This is a genomic window from Micromonospora sp. NPDC005161 (assembly GCF_053599855.1).
This window is the reverse complement of sequence record NZ_JBSFYQ010000001.1, coordinates 148284-164730: the sequence shown is the minus strand read 5'-3', so window position 1 is coordinate 164730 and position 16447 is coordinate 148284. Positions and strand designations below refer to the sequence as shown.

Annotated in this window: 15 protein-coding genes; 8 read left to right on the top strand and 7 right to left on the bottom strand. The window is 72.9% G+C overall.

Going from position 1 to position 16447, the window contains the following annotated elements; translation table 11 throughout:
- Positions 1–87 precede the first annotated feature (87 nt).
- From ACWD5O_RS00750 to ACWD5O_RS00730, 5 genes are all read right to left on the bottom strand, one after another.
- Entirely contained in the window at positions 88–1038 is a 951-nt protein-coding gene (locus ACWD5O_RS00750) for a S1C family serine protease (RefSeq protein ID WP_450004307.1), read from the bottom strand.
- Positions 1039–1158: 120 nt separating this feature from the next.
- Complete coding sequence (locus tag ACWD5O_RS00745; protein ID WP_387323300.1) at positions 1159–1674, bottom strand: GNAT family N-acetyltransferase; 516 nt, start codon at positions 1672–1674, stop codon at positions 1159–1161.
- On the bottom strand, positions 1671–2600 hold the full coding sequence (locus tag ACWD5O_RS00740) for a ribonuclease Z (RefSeq protein WP_354962726.1): 930 nt from the start codon (positions 2598–2600) through the stop codon (positions 1671–1673). The genes ACWD5O_RS00745 and ACWD5O_RS00740 overlap by 4 nt, the downstream gene beginning before the upstream one ends.
- A 394-nt stretch (positions 2601–2994) precedes the next feature.
- On the bottom strand, positions 2995–3657 hold the full coding sequence (msrA, locus tag ACWD5O_RS00735; RefSeq protein WP_450004308.1) for a peptide-methionine (S)-S-oxide reductase MsrA: 663 nt from the start codon (positions 3655–3657) through the stop codon (positions 2995–2997).
- Between the two features lie 72 nt (positions 3658–3729).
- A complete protein-coding gene (locus ACWD5O_RS00730) occupies positions 3730–4164 on the bottom strand; it encodes an HIT family protein (protein ID WP_450084241.1) in 435 nt (144 codons plus the stop codon).
- Positions 4165–4232: 68 nt separating this feature from the next.
- Here ACWD5O_RS00730 and ACWD5O_RS00725 point away from each other — a divergent pair, with 68 nt between their 5' ends.
- The 4 genes from ACWD5O_RS00725 to ilvA are packed head-to-tail and all read left to right on the top strand — an operon-like array spanning position 4233 to position 8969.
- The gene (locus ACWD5O_RS00725) at positions 4233–5375 is read left to right on the top strand and encodes a cystathionine gamma-synthase (protein WP_354962729.1); all 1143 of its coding nucleotides are present in this window, start codon (positions 4233–4235) and stop codon (positions 5373–5375) included.
- Between the two features lie 13 nt (positions 5376–5388).
- The gene (locus ACWD5O_RS00720; RefSeq protein WP_354962730.1) at positions 5389–6798 is read left to right on the top strand and encodes an amidase; all 1410 of its coding nucleotides are present in this window, start codon (positions 5389–5391) and stop codon (positions 6796–6798) included.
- A 45-nt stretch (positions 6799–6843) separates the two neighbouring features.
- Positions 6844–7752: a DUF4328 domain-containing protein gene (locus tag ACWD5O_RS00715; RefSeq protein ID WP_450004310.1), complete on the top strand. Its 909-nt coding sequence runs from the start codon at positions 6844–6846 to the stop codon at positions 7750–7752.
- The gene (gene ilvA / locus ACWD5O_RS00710) at positions 7749–8969 is read left to right on the top strand and encodes a threonine ammonia-lyase (RefSeq protein ID WP_450004311.1); all 1221 of its coding nucleotides are present in this window, start codon (positions 7749–7751) and stop codon (positions 8967–8969) included. The genes ACWD5O_RS00715 and ilvA overlap by 4 nt, the downstream gene beginning before the upstream one ends.
- A 61-nt stretch (positions 8970–9030) precedes the next feature.
- Here ilvA and greA read toward each other — a convergent pair whose 3' ends face one another.
- The gene (gene greA, locus ACWD5O_RS00705) at positions 9031–9528 is read right to left on the bottom strand and encodes a transcription elongation factor GreA (protein ID WP_089017664.1); all 498 of its coding nucleotides are present in this window, start codon (positions 9526–9528) and stop codon (positions 9031–9033) included.
- 168 nt (positions 9529–9696) lie between these two features.
- On the bottom strand, positions 9697–10137 hold the full coding sequence (locus tag ACWD5O_RS00700; RefSeq protein ID WP_354962733.1) for a DUF4307 domain-containing protein: 441 nt from the start codon (positions 10135–10137) through the stop codon (positions 9697–9699).
- A 197-nt stretch (positions 10138–10334) separates the two neighbouring features.
- On the opposite strand from ACWD5O_RS00700, the gene mca reads away from it, so the two are divergent.
- From mca to ACWD5O_RS00680, 4 genes are all read left to right on the top strand, one after another.
- A complete protein-coding gene (gene mca, locus ACWD5O_RS00695; protein WP_354962734.1) occupies positions 10335–11216 on the top strand; it encodes a mycothiol conjugate amidase Mca in 882 nt (293 codons plus the stop codon).
- 48 nt (positions 11217–11264) lie between these two features.
- Positions 11265–11558 (top strand): hypothetical protein, encoded by a 294-nt coding sequence (locus ACWD5O_RS00690; protein WP_354962735.1) that lies wholly within the window; start codon positions 11265–11267, stop codon positions 11556–11558.
- A 182-nt stretch (positions 11559–11740) separates the two neighbouring features.
- On the top strand, positions 11741–14272 hold the full coding sequence (locus tag ACWD5O_RS00685; RefSeq protein ID WP_450084240.1) for a putative bifunctional diguanylate cyclase/phosphodiesterase: 2532 nt from the start codon (positions 11741–11743) through the stop codon (positions 14270–14272).
- A 78-nt stretch (positions 14273–14350) separates the two neighbouring features.
- On the top strand, positions 14351–16387 hold the full coding sequence (locus tag ACWD5O_RS00680) for a thioredoxin domain-containing protein (RefSeq protein ID WP_354962737.1): 2037 nt from the start codon (positions 14351–14353) through the stop codon (positions 16385–16387).
- Positions 16388–16447: the final 60 nt, after the last annotated feature.

Genomic DNA, 16447 nt, shown 5'->3' with positions numbered 1-16447 from the left:
ATAAGGAAGGGCACCTTATTAACGCCTCGTGTAGAGCAGGGGCCCCTTGTTAACGCTCCGGCCGCCGGGCGCCCGGCGGCCGGAGCGTCAGGCACGCAGCTCGGTAGGGACCGCGACGACGTCGACGAACGCGCCCTTGCGCAACACGGTCACCGGCAGCCGGACGCCGATGGCCGGGCCGAGCATCAACCGCTGCAACCCCTGGCCGTCGGCCACGGGTCGCCCGCCCGCGCTGAGAATGATGTCGCCCAGGTAGAGACCGGCCACGCCGGCCGGGCTGCCTGGCACCACCTCCACCACGCGCAGCCCGCGTCGCTGGCCGGTACGTGCGGTCACCTCTGGCGGCAGCGGAACGGGTACGCCCGCCACGCCGAGCCAGGCCCGTCGGACCCGGCCGGCGGTGGTCAACTCGGCGATGATCTGCCGGGTGGTGGCGTTGATCGGCACCGCCAGTCCCAGTCCGTAGCCGGCGACGGCGGTGTTCACGCCGATCACCCGCCCGGCGGAGTCGGCCAGCGCGCCGCCGGAGTTGCCGGGGTTGAGCGCCGCGTCGGTCTGGATCACGTCCTCGATCAGCCGGGTGACCCGCCCGTCCCGGGCGGGCAGCGAGCGGCCGAGCCCGGAGACCACCCCGGCGGTCACCGAACCAGCCAGCCCCATCGGGTTGCCAACGGCCACCACCAGCTGGCCGATCCGCAGTGCGTCGGCGTCGCCCAGCTCCACCGGTGGCACGGTGGTCTCGTCGACTCGCAGCACGGCGAGGTCGGAGAGCGGGTCGGCGCCGACCACCCGGAACGTCGTCTCGGTGCCGTCGCCGAACGCCGCCGAGCCGTCCGCGGCACCCTGCACGACGTGTGCGCTGGTCAGCAGCAGACCGTCGGTGCCCACGGTGACCGCGGAGCCGGCGCCGCGTGCGGTCCGCACCGACAGCGCGGCCACACTGGGCAGCACCCGGGCCGCCACGGTCGTGACCACCTGGGAGTACGCGTCCAGCGCGGCCTCCTCGGCCGGGCCGGACCTGGTGTGACCGGTGTCCATGCACCCGGCAACGCCGCCCGTGGCGCCGGCATGCCCTGATCCGCCGACAGCGAACATCGACCTGCGCCGTGTTAATAAGGGGCCCCTGTACAACCGGAGGCGTTAATAAGGTGCCCTTCCTTACACCGTCAGCGGGCGGGTGTAGCGGAGTTGCGGGGTGGGGGCGGAGCCGATGTACTCCTCGCGTTCGGCGCCGGTGGGGGTCCAGCCGCCGCGTTCGTAGAAGGCGCGGGCGTGGGCGTTGTCCCGGAGCACCCAGAGCACCGCTCGCCGCCAGCCCCCGGCCCGCATGGCGTCCAGCGCGTCCACCATCAGCGCGCGGCCGGTGCCCCGCCCCTGCTCGGCCGGGTCCAGGTGGATCGCGTTGAGCAGCCCGGTCGCCGGGTCGTCCTCGTCGTCCGGGCCCAGGTAGCTGAACCCGACCAGCGTCCCGGCGCGTTCCGCCACGGTCAGCTGGTGGGTGTCCCGCTCCCAGCTCCACCGCTCGGTCCAGTACCGGCCCATCGCCTCCGGCGTCGGGTCGGCCAGCGCCTCGGCGGGCAGGAAGGAGGAGTACGCGGCGACCCGCGAGCGCTGGTGCAGGGCACCCACCCCCATGAGGTCGTCACCGGTGGCGGGGCGGAGCGTGACGGTCACCCGGCCGAGGCTACCCGGCGTGGTGGGAGCTGCACCGTGGTCAGATCCTCGGCGATGATCAGGTCGCCGTCGAAGTGCTCGCGCGCCTCGTCGTGGAACCGGCGCGGGTCCGGGTAACGCTGGGAGAAGTGGGTGAGCAGCAGCCGCCGTACCCCCGACTCGGTCGCCACCCGGGCGGCCTGCGCCGCGGTCAGATGGCCGACCTCGGCGGCGAGCGCGGCCTCCGACTCCAGAAAGGTCGACTCGATGACCAGCAGGTCGGCGTGTTCGGCGAGGGCGTAGACCCCGTCGCAGAGGCCGGTGTCCATCACGAAGGCGAACCGCTGCCCCGGTCGGGGCACGCTCACCTCGTCCCGGCTGACGCGACGCCCGTCCAGGTCGAGGTGGCCGACGCGGATCAGCTCGCCGATGGCCGGCCCGGCGATGCCGTACGCGGCCAGCTTCTCCGGCAGCATCCGGTAGCCGTCCGGCTCGACCAGCCGGTAGCCGTACGTCTCGATGGGGTGCCGCAGCCGGCGGGCCTCCAGCGTGCCGCATCCCAGGGTGATCCGCTGCCCGTCGGCCTCGATCGGCTCGACCCGCAGCTCGGCGGTCTCGTAGAAGGAGGTGGCGTGCCGCAGCCGGGCGAAGTATTCGGCGCCGCCGGCCGGGAAGTGCACGGCGACCGGGTGCGCCACCCGGTCCAGTGAGAGCCGCTGGATGGTGCCGGGCAGGCCGAGGCAGTGGTCGCCGTGGAAGTGGGTGACGCAGATCCGGGTCAGGTCGGTGGCGGTGACCGTGGTGTGCAGCAGTTGCCGCTGGCTGCCCTCGCCCGGGTCGAAGAGGATCACCTCGTCGTCCCAGCGCAGCACGTACCCGTTGTGGTTGCGCTGGCGGGTCGGCGCCTGACTGGCCGTCCCCAGGACCACCAGCTCGCGCATGGACATCGCGGGTCCTCCGGCTGAGCTGACCGGCCCGACCGCTGCCGGCAGATGAAGCGACCCCCGGGGTGTTCCGCGCTTTCGCGCGGGCCGGCTGGACTGGGCCGGCACCCCGGGGGTCGGGTGGCTGTCATGGATTCGCCGCACCGCTGCCACACGGTCTCGACGTTGGTACTGGTGCCCGCCTCGCGGCGGACCGATCACTGTCGAGGACAGCGGCTAGCGGACAGCCACCTCACGAGTCCGATTGCTATACAAGTCTGGACCACCTCCTTTCACGTGTACCGCCACGCTATCGAGTCCCCGGCGGGCTCGGCAACGGATTTCGATCACACGCCGGACGGGAATGCCCGGCCGCCTCTCGGCGGCCGGGCATCGTGGTCGTGCGGGTTGCTGACGGTCAGCCGGCGGTACGGGCCACACCGACCGGGCAGCTCAGCCCGTTCGGGCCGTGGTTGCAGTACCCGTTCGGGTTCTTCGTCGGCGCCAGGTACTGCTGGTGGTAGTCCTCGGCGAAGTAGTAGCTGCCGAGCGGGGCGATCTCCGTGGTGATGTCACCCTTGCCGGCCCGCTTCACGATCGGCTGGAACGCGTCCCGGGACGACTCCGCGACGGCCCGCTGCTCGTCGGTGGTCGTGTAGATCGCCGACCGGTACTGGGTGCCCACGTCGTTGCCCTGGCGCATGCCCTGGGTCGGGTCGTGGTTCTCCCAGAAGACCTTCAGCAGGTCCTCATACGCGATCTTGCTCGGGTCGTAGACCACCTGGACGACCTCGGCGTGCCCGGTCCGGCCGGAACACGCCTCCTCGTAGGTCGGGTGCCTGGTGATGCCACCCGCGTAGCCGGCGGAGGTGGTGAACACCCCGGGCAGCGTCCAGAACAGCCGCTCGGCGCCCCAGAAGCAGCCCATACCGAAGACGGCGACCTGGAGTCCCTCCGGGTACGGGCCCTTCAGCGGGGTCCCCAGCACCTCGTGCCGGTCGGCGACCGGCATGGGGATCGGGCGGCCCGGCAGGGCCTGGTCGGGGGTGGGCAGCTCAGCCTTGGACTGGCGAAGGAACACGGTGGAACTCCTCTCGTACCTCTGCCGCATGCAACCCGGTGGGCCCAGGTTCCTTACCCGCCCAGGCTGGAGTCAGCCCGGCGGCCGGGACGGGCGTGGCAGGGCGTCGGCCACCCGGGCCGCGATGTCTCGGGCGTCCTGATCGGCGGGGTAGCGGGTACGCGGCCAGAAGAAGCCGCGCAGCCCGTCCCCCTTGGTCCGAGGAACCACGTGGGTGTGCAGGTGCGGCACCGATTGGGACACCTTGTTGTTGATCGCCACGAACGTCCCACCGGCCCCCAGGCCGGTCTCCACCGCCACCGCCAGCCGCTGGACCAGGGCGAAGTAGCCCGGCAGCAGCTCGGCCGGCAGCTCGGCCAGGGTCACCAGGTGGACCCGGGGCACCACCAGCACGTGCCCCGTGAAGACCGGGCGGGTGTCCAGGAACGCCACCCCGTCCGACTCGTCGGTCACCCGGAACGCGGGCACCTCGCCGGCCACGATTCCGCAGAACACGCACCCGCTCATCGGCCCAGGCTAATGCCGACTGCCCGGCCCCGCCCCGAAGCGCCGGGCGGGGCACTAGCCTCACCAGCATGAACCACGGCTTCGAGACGCTCGCCATTCACGCCGGTCAGGACCCTGAGGCCCGCACCGGCGCGGTGATTCCACCGATCTACCAGACCAGCACGTACGCGCAGGACGCCGTCGGCGCGCCCCGGCTCGGCTACGAGTACAGCCGCTCCGGCAACCCGACCCGCGACGCCCTCCAGGAGTGCCTGGCCGCGCTCGAGGGCGGGCCGGTGGGGCTCGCCTTCGCCAGCGGCCTGGCCGCCGAGGACACCCTGCTGCGGGCCCTCTGCCAGCCGGGCGACCACGTGGTCATCCCGGACGACGCGTACGGCGGCACGTATCGGCTCTTCGCCCGTGTCTCCCAGCGGTGGGGCCTGGAGTTCACCCCGGCCAAGGTGTCCGACGCGGCCGCGGTCCGGGCCGCCGTGCAGCCGGGCCGTACGAAGATCGTCTGGGTGGAGACGCCGACCAACCCACTGCTCGGCATCGCCGACATCGCCGCCCTGGCCGGCGTGGCGCACGACGCGGGCGCGCTGCTGGTGGTCGACAACACCTTCGCCTCGCCGTACCTGCAGCAGCCGATCGCGCACGGCGCGGACGTCGTGGTGCACTCCACCACCAAGTACATCGGTGGCCACTCCGACGTGGTCGGTGGCGCGCTCGTCGTCGCCGACGCCGCGCTCGGAGAGGAGCTGCGCTACCACCAGAACGCGATGGGCGCGATCAACGGGCCGTTCGACGCCTGGCTCACCCTGCGCGGCATCAAGACCCTCGGGGTACGGATGGACCGGCACTGCGACAACGCCGAGCGGCTCGCCGGGTACCTCGACGGGCACGCCAAGGTGGCCCAGGTGATCTACCCCGGGCTGCCCTCCCACCCCGGTCACGAGGTGGCCGCCAAGCAGATGCGCCGGTTCGGCGGCATGATCTCCTTCCGGGCCGCCGGCGGCGAGGACCACGCGGTGGAGATCTGCAATCGGGCCAAGCTCTTCGTGCTCGCCGAGTCGCTGGGCGGGGTGGAATCCCTGATCGAGCACCCGGGCCGGATGACACACGCAAGTGCTGCCGGCTCGCCGCTTGAAGTTCCCGGCGATCTCGTGCGACTGTCTGTCGGCATCGAGACGGTCGACGACCTGCTCGCCGATCTGGAGCAGGCACTGGGCTGACCGCTGGGGAAGGATGGCCGTGCAGGACATCATGGCGACCTGGGTCGGGGCGACCGCCAAGCAGATCGCCCGGGGCGTACGCAGGGGCGACGTCTCGGCCACCCAGGTCGTCGCCGACCACCTCGAGTACATCGCGCGGGCCGACGGCGAGCTGGCCGCGTTCCGCGCCGTGCGCGGCGGTGAGGCGATCACCGAGGCGGAGAAGGTCGACGAGCAGGAGGACCTGGCCAACCTGCCGCTGGCCGGGGTGCCGGTGGCGGTCAAGGAGAACACTCCGGTCGCCGGCCTGCCCACCTGGAACGGCTCTGCCGCGGTGCGTACCGACGTGGCGGAGGCCGACCACGAGGTGGTGCGCCGCCTGCGCGGCGCCGGCGCGGTGATCCTCGGCGTGACCCGGATGCCCGAGCTGGGGCTGTGGGCGCTCACCGACGACAACAGCGCGGTGACGCGCAATCCGTGGGACAGCGGGCGTACCCCCGGCGGCTCGTCCGGCGGCGCCGCCGCCGCGGTGGCCGCCGGGCTGGTGCCGATCGCGCACGGCAACGACGGCCTCGGTTCAATCCGGATCCCGGCGGCGTGCTGTGGCCTGGTCGGGCTCAAGCCCGGCCGGGGCGTGGTCCCGTGCCAGCTCGGCGCGGACGACTGGTTCGGCCTCACCGAGCACGGCATGTTGACCAGCACGGTGGCCGACGCGGCGGTTGGCTTCTCGGTGCTCGCCGGTCGGCGGCCGGAGAAGCTCGTCCCGCCGCAGCGGCTGCGGGTGGGCGTCTCGCTGCGCTCCCCGGTGCGCGGTGTCTCGCCGGACGCACCCAACCGCGACGCGGTCGCCGCCGCCGGCCGGCTGCTGGCGGCCGCCGGGCACGACACCGTGCCGGCCGATCCGGTCTATCCCACCGCGCTCGGCCTGCAGGGCATCGCCACCTGGTTCGCCGCCGCGGCCGCCGACGTCCGGGCCGCCGGGCTGGACCGGCGCGACCTGCAACGGCGTACCCGGCGCCACGTCGGGCTGGGGGAGTGGGCGCAGCGTCGCGGCTACGTCCGGGAGGCCGACCGGGCCGCCTGGCGGCAGCGGTCGATCGACTTCTTCACCGACCACTCCGTCGACCTGCTGCTCACCCCGGCGCTGGCCAGCGCGCCGCCGGAGGCCGCACGCTGGTCCGACCGGTCCTGGCGGGCGAACATGACGGCCAACATCAGGTACGCCCCGTACGCGGCACCGTGGAACATCGCCGGTCTGCCGGCGATCGTGGTGCCGGTGGGTCGCCGCCCGGACGGGCTGCCCGTCGCCGTGCAGCTGGTCGGTCCGCCCGGCTCGGAGCTGCTGCTGCTCGGCGTGGCCGGTCAGTTCGAGATGGCCGCGCCGTGGTCGCGCCACGCCCCCGGCTATCCCCGGGTCGGAACGGGGTCGCCGGCCACCGCATGATCGTCTACGGTGTGCGCGCATCGTCGCGCGGACCGGGGGACATCAATGCGCTGCCAGACCTGCGGGGACGCCACGCCCCCCGAACACAACGAATGCCAGCGTTGCCACACTCCGCTCGGCCAGCCCGCCGTCACTCCGGGGCTGCCGACCTACTCCGTACGCGGCATCGGCCTGGCTGCCGGCATCGCGGTCGGCGCTACCGCTGTGCTGTACCTAGTGGCGGCACTCGCTTCGCTGGTGGGGCTGGCGATGGCCCGGCAGGCCCGGGCCGACGGTGACCCGGATCTGCTGCTCGCCGCGGTGGTCGTCGAGGCGCTGTTGGCGCTGCCCATGGTGGCCGCGTACCTCACCGCCGCCGTACTGGTGATCATCTGGACGTGGCGGGCGCGGAAGAACATCGAGGCGTTCCCGGGTGCGCTGCCGACGCTCGGGGCCGGCTGGGCGATCGCCGGCTGGCTGGTGCCGTTCGCGAACTTCGTGATGCCGGCCCGGGTGGTGGCCAACGTGGCCCGGGACAGCCTTTGGCGGCGGTTCACGCCGGACCTGGTGTACGTCTGGTGGGCCGCCTGGTTGGTGTTCAGCGTCGGCGAGCGGTTTGTCAGTCGCCGCGACAGCCAGGCGTACGACAGGCTGCCGGAGACCCCTTCCACCGACGCCGACTACCAGGCGTACCTCGACTACTATCCGGACTCTCTGCTCCGCCACGCCGTGCCCGCGGTGGCCTGCGTGGTCGCCGCCGTGGCGCTGATCGTGCTGGTCCGGCGGATCTCCACCATGCAGGAGGCGCGGATCGCCCGGGGAATGCCGGCCTGGCCGACGACCGCCCAGGGCTGGCCGATGTCCCCGACTCTCGGGGCGCCGGCGCCGGGCGGACCCGTGCCGGCCGTTCTGCCCCCGGCGACCCCGGTGTCGCCGCAGGAGGCGCCGGGGGCGGGTGGCACGATCGGGGCATGACGGAACTGGTCGGTCTCGACGACGTGCGGGCCGCGCGGGAACTGCTCGCCGGCGTCACCCGGACCACCCCGCTGGAGCCCTCCCGGCCGCTGAGCGCGGCGCTGGGCGGGCCGACGTGGCTGAAGTGCGAGAACTTGCAGCGCGCCGGTTCGTACAAGGTGCGCGGCGCGTACGTGCGGATCTCCCGGCTGTCGGCGGCGGAGCGGGAACGCGGTGTGGTCGCGGCGAGCGCGGGCAACCATGCGCAGGGCGTGGCGCTGGCCGCCGGGCTGGTCGGCACTCACGCGACGGTCTTCATGCCGGTCAACGCGCCGTTGCCGAAGGTGGCGGCCACCAAGGGGTACGGCGCGCAGGTCGAGTTGGCCGGCAACACGGTCGACGAGGCGCTGGTCGCCGCGCACACGTACGCCGAGCGCATCGGTGCGGTGCTGATCCACCCGTTCGACCACCCGGACGTGATCGCCGGCCAGGGCACGGTGGCGCTGGAGATCCTCGAACAGTGCCCGGATGTGCGGACCATCATCACCGGGGTGGGCGGCGGCGGCCTGATCTCGGGCATGGCGGTGGCCGCCAAGGCGCTGCGACCCGACGTCCGCATCATCGGTGTGCAGGCGGCCGGCGCAGCGGCCTTCCCGCCCTCACTGGTGGCCGGGGAACCGGTCCGGTTGCCGGCCTTCTCCACCATCGCGGACGGCATCGCTGTCGGCCGGCCGGGGGAGCTCACCTTCAGCCACGTCCGCAAGCTTGTCGACGAGATCGTCACGGTCTCCGAGGAGGACATCTCCCGGGCTCTGCTGATGCTGCTGGAGCGGGGCAAGCAGGTGGTCGAGCCGGCCGGCGCGGTCGGCGTGGCCGCGCTGCTGGCCGGTGTGGTGCAGGTGGAGGCCCCGGTGGTGGCGGTGCTCTCCGGCGGCAACATCGACCCGCTGCTGATGCTGCGGGTGATCGAGCACGGTCTGGCCGCCGCGGGTCGCTACCTGCGGGTGACGGTGCGCTGCTCGGACCGGCCCGGGCAGTTGGCCTCGCTGCTCAGCCAGATCGCCGAGCACCGGGCCAACGTGGTGGACGTGGAGCACCAGCGGGCCAACCCGCACCTCGGCCTCGGCGAGGTGGAGGTGGCGCTGTCGGTGGAGACGCGGGGCGTGGAGCACTCGGACACCCTGATCAGCGCGCTGCGAGCCAGCGGTTACCAGGTGGTCTTCGCCGGCGAGGCGTGACACCCGCGGGTGCCACGCCCCGGCGGCGGTACGCCGCAGCGCATGGTGGGGCCGGTGGCGATCAGCCGGAGAACGGCTCGAAACTGACCACGGTCACCTTGATGTCGGCGCCGCTCGGCGCCGTGTAGGTGCAGGTCTGCCCGGGCCGACCGCCCAGGATCGCCTTGCCGAGCGCCGACTCGGGGCTGTAGACGGTCAGGTCGGTGGTGGCCGCGATCTCCCGGGAGCCGAGCAGGAAGGTCTCGGTGTCCTCGGTGTCGTCGTCGAAGTAGATCGTCACCACCATGCCGGGGGACACCGCGTCCGTCGTCGGCGCCTCGCCGACCTTGGCGGTGCGCAGCAGCTCCTGCAGGTAGCGGATCCGGCCCTCGGCCTTGCCCTGCTCCTCGCGGGCGGCGTGGTAGCCGCCGTTCTCCCGCAGGTCGCCCTCCTCGCGCCGGGCGTTGATCTCCGCGGCGATCGCCGGACGGTTGGCGATGTGCTCGTCGAGCTCGGCCTGGAGGCGGTCGTACGCGTCCTGGGACAGCCAGGTGGCGGGCGCCTCGTTGCCAGTGGACACAGGCGTTCTCCTCAGTTGTGCGTGGCTGGCTGACAGGTGAACTACCAAGTTACCAGTGCGGTACGACACAGGGTGTCGACGATCACCGCTGGTGTCCGTATCCGACGCCGGGGGTAGGTGCCCGTTCAGGCCCGTCACGGCGGCCGGCCGCGGTGCCGTCCTGGCAGCTCAGGCCGGAGCCCGGCAGCGCAGCACCTCGCCGATGAACGGCCGCGCGGTGGTGGTCAGTCGGTGCCGGGCGGTCACGTGCCGGTCACCGGGCTCGGCGGTCACCGTGACCTCCTCGCGGGCCACCTCGGCGCCGGCGCGGTCCCGGGCGCGCAGCGCGCAGACCGCCGATCCGCCCGATGGCACGGTCACCCGGAAGTCGACCAGCACCTGGTTGTCCGTGATGTCGGTGTAGGTGATCACCTGGGCGTCGTAGACGGGATCGCCGTACTGCCGGTAGAGCCGGACCGAGATCAGGCTCAGGGCTCCCACCAGCACCAGCAGCGCCAGCGCGGCCAGCAGCGTGCGGCGGCGCCCACCGCCGGTCGCCCGACGACGGCCGTAGCGGCCGGCCGGGAAAGCCGGCGCGCCCGATGAAATTGTGGCGTGCGTCTCGGTCACCGGCGGGTATCTCCTGGCGTTGTTGTCGGCGGCATCAGCAAGAATGACAGAGTCCATCCTCCCAGCCCGGCTCAGCGGCAGGAATGGCAGGTCGGCCCCCATGGTGTCGACCGCCGACCGGGTGTGGAGGATTCCGGCAGGTCAGCCGGTCGAGCCCGGTCGGGTCCACCGGCCGGCACAGACGAGGAGTGCCGAAGTTGGCAGAACAGCTGCGTCTCATGGCCGTCCACGCGCACCCGGACGACGAGTCGAGCAAGGGTGCGGCGACCATGGCGAAGTACGTCGCCGAGGGCGTGGATGTCCTGGTCGTGACGTGCACCGGCGGGGAGCGCGGCAGCGTGCTCAACCCCAAGCTCGACCGCCCCGATGTCTGGGCCAACATCGGCGAGATCCGCCGCGCCGAGATGGACGCCGCCCGGGCGATCCTCGGCGTCGACCAGGCGTGGCTCGGCTTCGTCGACTCCGGGCTGCCCGAGGGCGATCCACTGCCACCGCTGCCCGAGGGTTGCTTCGCCCTCCAGGACGTCGAGGTGGCCGCCGGTCCGCTGGTGCGGCTGATGCGCGAGTTCCGCCCGCACGTGGTCACCACGTACGACGAGGAGGGCGGCTACCCGCACCCCGACCACATCATGTGCCACAAGGTGAGCGTGGCCGCCTTCGAGGCGGCCGGCGACCCGGAGCGCTACCCGGAGCTGGGCGCCCCGTGGCAGCCCCTGAAGCTCTACTACGACATCGGCTTCTCCAAGGCCAAGATCATGGCGTTGCACGAGGGCATGCTCGCCGCCGGCAAGGAGTCGCCGTACGAGGAGTGGCTCAAGCGCTGGGAGGAGCGGCCGGACAAGGGCCCCCGGATCACGACCCGGGTGGAGTGCGCCGAATACTTCTCGGTCCGCGACGACGCGCTACGCGCCCACGCCACCCAGGTCGACCCGGACGGCTTCTGGTTCCACGTGCCGATGGAGCTCCAGCAGCGCGCCTGGCCGACGGAGGACTACGAGCTAGCCCGGTCGGTGGTGGACAGCCCGATGCCCGAGTCCGACCTGTTCGCGGGTGTGCGGGAGACGGCGCACGCGCGCTGATTCCGCGCGGGGCTACCCTGGTAAGTAACCGCACATCGGAGGAACGCCATGCTGACCGCTACCCAGGTGCTCGCGGAGAACAACTTCGGGGACACCCGCACGGGTGGCCTGGCCGGCCCGATGGGCCTGTTCCTCATCCTGCTGTTGGCCACCGCGACCATCCTGCTGATCCGCAACATGAACGCCCGGCTGCGCCGGCTGCCCGACCGGTTTCCGCAGCAGACGCCGCCGACCGACCCGACCAGGGCCGAAGCGACAGTCGCCGATCCGACAGACGGGACCGGAGCGCGTGATTCCTCCACGCCCGCTCCCAACGGGCACCAGCAGCACCGGAACGGGTAGTCCGCGCATGATTCACGCCGAACCGGGTGGTCGCCCCCTGTTGCGACCACCCGGTTTGGCTTAGCCTTCCGCCGGGGGGACCAAAAGTCCTTGAGCTGTGTGCGGGAGGGGGCGCCGATGACAGTCACAGCACCGGCCGCCCGCCGTACCGCCGTCGGTCCGTCGGCTGACGGGGGAGGTCGATGACCTCCGGCCCGGCCGGCGACCCGTTCGACCGGCTCGGGGTGCGCGGCACGCCTGCCCGGCTGCTCGTGCTCACCGCGGCCGTGACGCTGACCGCCCTGGTCGCCGCCGCGGTCGGGTTGACCCTTCCGCACCGGCTGCCGGCCGACGATCCGCTCGGCGGTCCGGCCCGCTTCGGCATCGCCGTCGCCGTCTTCGCCGTCGCCCAGTTCGCGCGGCTGCGGTTCCGCTCGGCCGCCGGCATGGTCAGCATCACCTGGGGCGAGGCGGCCCTGATCGTCTGCCTCTACCTGGCGCCGGCCGGCTGGCTGCCGGCGGCCACCCTGCTCGGCGCCGGGCTGGCCTGGACGGCGCACTCACTGCACAACGACCGCCGTCCGGCACTGGAGATCGTCCGGATCGCCGCGTCGCTGGCCGCCGCGTCGGCACTGGCCGTGTCCGTGGCCACCGCGCTGGGCCACCCGCTGCTCGCCGCGCCCACCCCGATGCTGGCGCTGGCCGTGATCGCGGGCTCGGTGACGTACCTCCTGGTGACCGCCTGGCTCGGTGGGGTGACGCTGGGCCTGCGGCACGGGCTGCCGATCGGGCCACCGCTGCTCGCCGCTCTGCGCGGCAAGTTGCTGATGTTCGTCGGCAACGTGGCGGTCGGCCTGGTGGTGATCGCGCTGCTGGAGCTCGACCCGCGCTGGTTGCTGCTGCTCCCACCGCTGCTCTGGCTGCTCCAGCAGACCTACCGTTACCGGCTGCGCGCCGACCAGGAACGCCGGACGTGGCGGGCCTTCGCCGAGGCCACCGCGGCCCTCAACCAGCTCGACGAGCGGGGCGTGGCCAGCGCTGCGGTGACCGGCGCGCTGGCGCTGTTCAGCGCTGAGCTGGTCGATGTGGACGTGGCCCGGGCCGACGGCCGGTGGCGCCGCTACCGGGGCGACGCCGGCGGCCAGTTGGTCGACCGTGAGGTGGGCCCGCCGGACCGGTCGGAACCCGGCGAGGACGAGCTGATCCGTCCGCTGTCGGTGGGTGCCGCGCCGGTCGGTCGGCTGCGGGTCCGGTTCCCCCGGTCCGCTCCGCCCACCGCCCGGGAACACGACGCGGTGGCCGCGTTCGGCGACGCGCTCGCCGCCGCGCTGCACGACGCCGCGACCCACCGCGAACTGCGGCTGGTCACCGCCCGGTCGTCGTACGAGGCGGTGCACGACCCGCTCACCGGGCTGGCCAACCGGGCCGCCATGCTCGGCAAGGGTGATCAGGCGCTGCGGCAGCTCGCGCACGACCACCCGGTGGCGCTGCTGCTGCTGGACATCAACCAGTTCAAGGAGGTCAACGACACGCTGGGGCACGCCGCGGGCGACCAACTGCTGCGGCTGACGGCGAACCGGCTCAGCGCGTTGGCCCGCCCCGGTGACCTGCTCGGCCGGCTCGGCGGCGACGAGTTCGCTCTGCTGCTCACCTCGGTGCCGGTGCTCGGCGACCGGGCCGCACCGATGGCGCACGCGCTACGCCAGGCCCGGGAGATCGCCGAACGGCTGGCCGCGCCCACCGAGGTGGCCGGGGTACGGATGTCGATCGAGGTCTCCGTCGGGGTGGTCGTGGCCGACGCCGGCACCGCCGACCTGACGGAGCTGCTGCGCCGGGCCGACATCGCGATGTACCAGGCGAAGGAGGGCGGCGGCAGTGTGGCCGCGTACGACGGTGCCCGGGACGCGGCCAGCACCGACCAACTGGCCCTGCTGGCCGAGCTGCGCGAGGCGCTGAAGGTCGACGACCAACTGGTGCTGGCACTGCAGCCGGCGGTCGACCTGGCCACCGGCGCGCCGACCGGTGTGGAGGCGCTGATCCGGTGGCGGCATCCCCGGCGCGGCTGGCTGGGCCCGGCCGACTTCATCCGTCCCGTGGAGAACAGCGAGCAGCTCGGCACCTTCACCCGGTACGTGCTGGACAAGGCCCTCAGCGTGGCCGCCGACTGGGCCCAGGAGGGGCTCGACGTCCCGATCTCGGTGAACCTGTCGGCGCGTAGCCTGCTCGACCCCCGGCTGCCGGCGGAGATCGCCGACGCGCTGCGCCGGCACCAGGTGCCGCCGCACCGGCTGGTCCTGGAGATCACCGAGACGGTGGTGATGAGCGAGCTGGAGGTCATCGACGAGGTGCTGGCCACGCTCCGGTCGATGGGTGTGCAGCTCGCGGTGGACGATTTCGGCACCGGCTTCTCCTCGCTGACCTTCCTCACCCGGATCGCGGTGGACGAGTTGAAGGTGGACCGCTCCTTCGTGATCCGGATGGCGGACTCGCCGGAGGCGGCGGCGATCGTACGGACCACCGTGGGTCTCGCCCACGAGCTGGGGCTGCGGGTGGTGGCCGAGGGGGTGGAGACCGCCGAGCAGCGGCTGGCCCTGGCCGAGCTGGGCTGCACCTCCGCGCAGGGCTACCACTTCTTCAAGCCGATGCCGGCCGACAAGATCAATGCGGTGCTCGGGTCGCTGCGCGACTCCGCGGAGTCGAACGTCTTCCGGCTCCGCGCCGACGGCGCCTCCTGACCGTCAGCCCGGCTCGGGCCGGGGTGCTCGGCGGGTGACCGCCCGGCGTGACCGACCGGGGCTGGTTATGGTCGTCGGGTGAACCGACTCGCCGGCGCCACCAGTCCCTACCTGCTCCAGCACGCCGACAACCCGGTCGACTGGTGGCCCTGGTGCGATGAGGCGTTCGCCGAGGCGAAGCGGCGCGACGTGCCGGTGCTGATCTCGGTGGGCTACGCCGCCTGCCACTGGTGCCACGTGATGGCGCACGAGTCGTTCGAGAACGAGCACGTCGGCGCCCTGCTGAACGACGACTTCGTGTCGATCAAGGTGGACCGTGAGGAACGCCCGGACGTCGACGCCGTCTACATGACCGCCACCCAGGCGATGACCGGTCAGGGCGGCTGGCCGATGACCGTCTTCGCCACCCCGGACGGCACCCCGTTCTTCTGCGGCACCTACTTCCCCCGCGAGAACTTCGTCCGGTTGCTCCAGTCCGTCGCCACCGCGTGGCGGGACCAGCGCGAGGAGGTGCTGCGCCAGGGCGCCGCGGTGGTCGAGGCGATCGGCGGCGCCCAGGCCGTGGGCGGGCCCAGCACGCCGCTGGACGCCCCGCTGCTCGACGCCGCTGCCGCCAACCTGGCCGGCGAGTACGACGCGACCAACGGCGGCTTCGGGCGCGCCCCGAAGTTCCCGCCGCACATGAACCTGCTCTTCCTGTTGCGTCACCACCAGCGGACGGGCGACCCGCGCAGCCTGGAGATCGTCCGGCACACCGCCGAGGCGATGGCCCGGGGCGGCATCTACGACCAGCTCGCCGGAGGCTTCGCCCGGTACTCGGTGGACGCGCACTGGACGGTGCCGCACTTCGAGAAGATGCTCTACGACAACGCGCTGCTGCTGCGGGTCTACACCCAGCTCTGGCGGCTGACCGGCGACCCGCTGGCCCGCCGGGTCGCCCGGGACACCGCCCGCTTCCTCGCCGACGAACTGCACCGGCCGGGAGAGGGCTTCGCGTCCGCGCTGGACGCCGACACCGAGGGCGTCGAGGGGCTCACCTACGCCTGGACGCCGGCCCAACTCGTCGAGGTGCTGGGCGAGGAGGACGGCCACTGGGCCGCCGATCTCTTCGCCGTCACGGTCGAGGGCACGTTCGAACACGGCACGAGCGTGCTCCGGCTCGCCCGGGACGTTGACGACGTCGCGCCGGAGATCCGGGCTCGCTGGCAGCAGGTGGTGGGGCGGCTGCTCACGGCCCGCGACAACCGGCCACAACCGGCCCGTGACGACAAGGTGGTGGCGGCCTGGAACGGCCTGGCGATCACCGCCCTCGTCGAGTTCCAGCAGGTCGTCGCGCTGTACGCGTCGCCGCAGGACGAGGACGTCAACCTGATGGAGGGCGTCGTCATCGTCGCCGACGGCGCGATGCGCGACGCCGCCGAGCACCTGGCCACCGTGCACCTGGTCGATGGCCGGTTGCGCCGGGTCTCCCGGGGCGGTGCGGTCGGTGAACCGGCCGGCGTACTGGAGGACTACGGCTGCGTGGCCGAGGCGTTCTGCGCGCTGCACCAGCTCACCGGCGAGGGGCGCTGGCTCACCCTGGCCGGCGGGCTGCTGGACACCGCGCTGGAGCACTTCGCCGCGCCCGGCGGCGCCTTCTACGACACCGCCGACGACGCGGAGCGGCTCGTCACCCGCCCGGCGGACCCGACCGACAACGCCACCCCGTCCGGTCGGTCGGCGCTGACCGCCGGGCTGGTCGCGTACACGGCGCTGACCGGTGAGCCCCGCTACCGGGAGGCCGCCGAGGTGGCGCTCGGCACGGTCGCGCCGATCGTCGGGCAGCACGCCCGGTTCACCGGGTACGCGGCCACGGTCGGCGAGGCGCTGCTCTCCGGGCCGTACGAGATCGCCGTGGCGACCGACGACCCGGCCGGCGACCCGCTGGTGGCGGCGGCCCACCGGCACGCCCCGCCCGGCGCAGTGGTGGTCGCCGGGCGCCCGGACCAGCCCGGGGTGCCGCTGCTGGCCGACCGCCCGCTGGTCGACGGGCGGTCCGCCGCGTACGTCTGCCGGGGCTTCGTCTGCCAGCGCCCGGTCACGTCGGTCGAGGAGCTGGTCGCCGAGCTCCGCTGAGCACACCGCGACCGACGTAGCGCCCGGTAGTTGCCCGCGACCAGGGCCCGGTGGTGGTCG

Coding starts and splice junctions, on each gene's coding strand:
- ACWD5O_RS00750 (WP_450004307.1), bottom strand. CDS start 1,038: ATGGACACCGGTCACACCAGGTCCGGCCCGGCCGAGGAGGCCGCGCTG.
- ACWD5O_RS00740 (WP_354962726.1), bottom strand. CDS start 2,600: ATGTCCATGCGCGAGCTGGTGGTCCTGGGGACGGCCAGTCAGGCGCCG.
- ACWD5O_RS00730 (WP_450084241.1), bottom strand. CDS start 4,164: ATGAGCGGGTGCGTGTTCTGCGGAATCGTGGCCGGCGAGGTGCCCGCG.
- ACWD5O_RS00725 (WP_354962729.1), top strand. CDS start 4,233: ATGAACCACGGCTTCGAGACGCTCGCCATTCACGCCGGTCAGGACCCT.
- ACWD5O_RS00720 (WP_354962730.1), top strand. CDS start 5,389: ATGGCCGTGCAGGACATCATGGCGACCTGGGTCGGGGCGACCGCCAAG.
- ACWD5O_RS00715 (WP_450004310.1), top strand. CDS start 6,844: ATGCGCTGCCAGACCTGCGGGGACGCCACGCCCCCCGAACACAACGAA.
- ilvA (WP_450004311.1), top strand. CDS start 7,749: ATGACGGAACTGGTCGGTCTCGACGACGTGCGGGCCGCGCGGGAACTG.
- ACWD5O_RS00690 (WP_354962735.1), top strand. CDS start 11,265: ATGCTGACCGCTACCCAGGTGCTCGCGGAGAACAACTTCGGGGACACC.
- ACWD5O_RS00685 (WP_450084240.1), top strand. CDS start 11,741: ATGACCTCCGGCCCGGCCGGCGACCCGTTCGACCGGCTCGGGGTGCGC.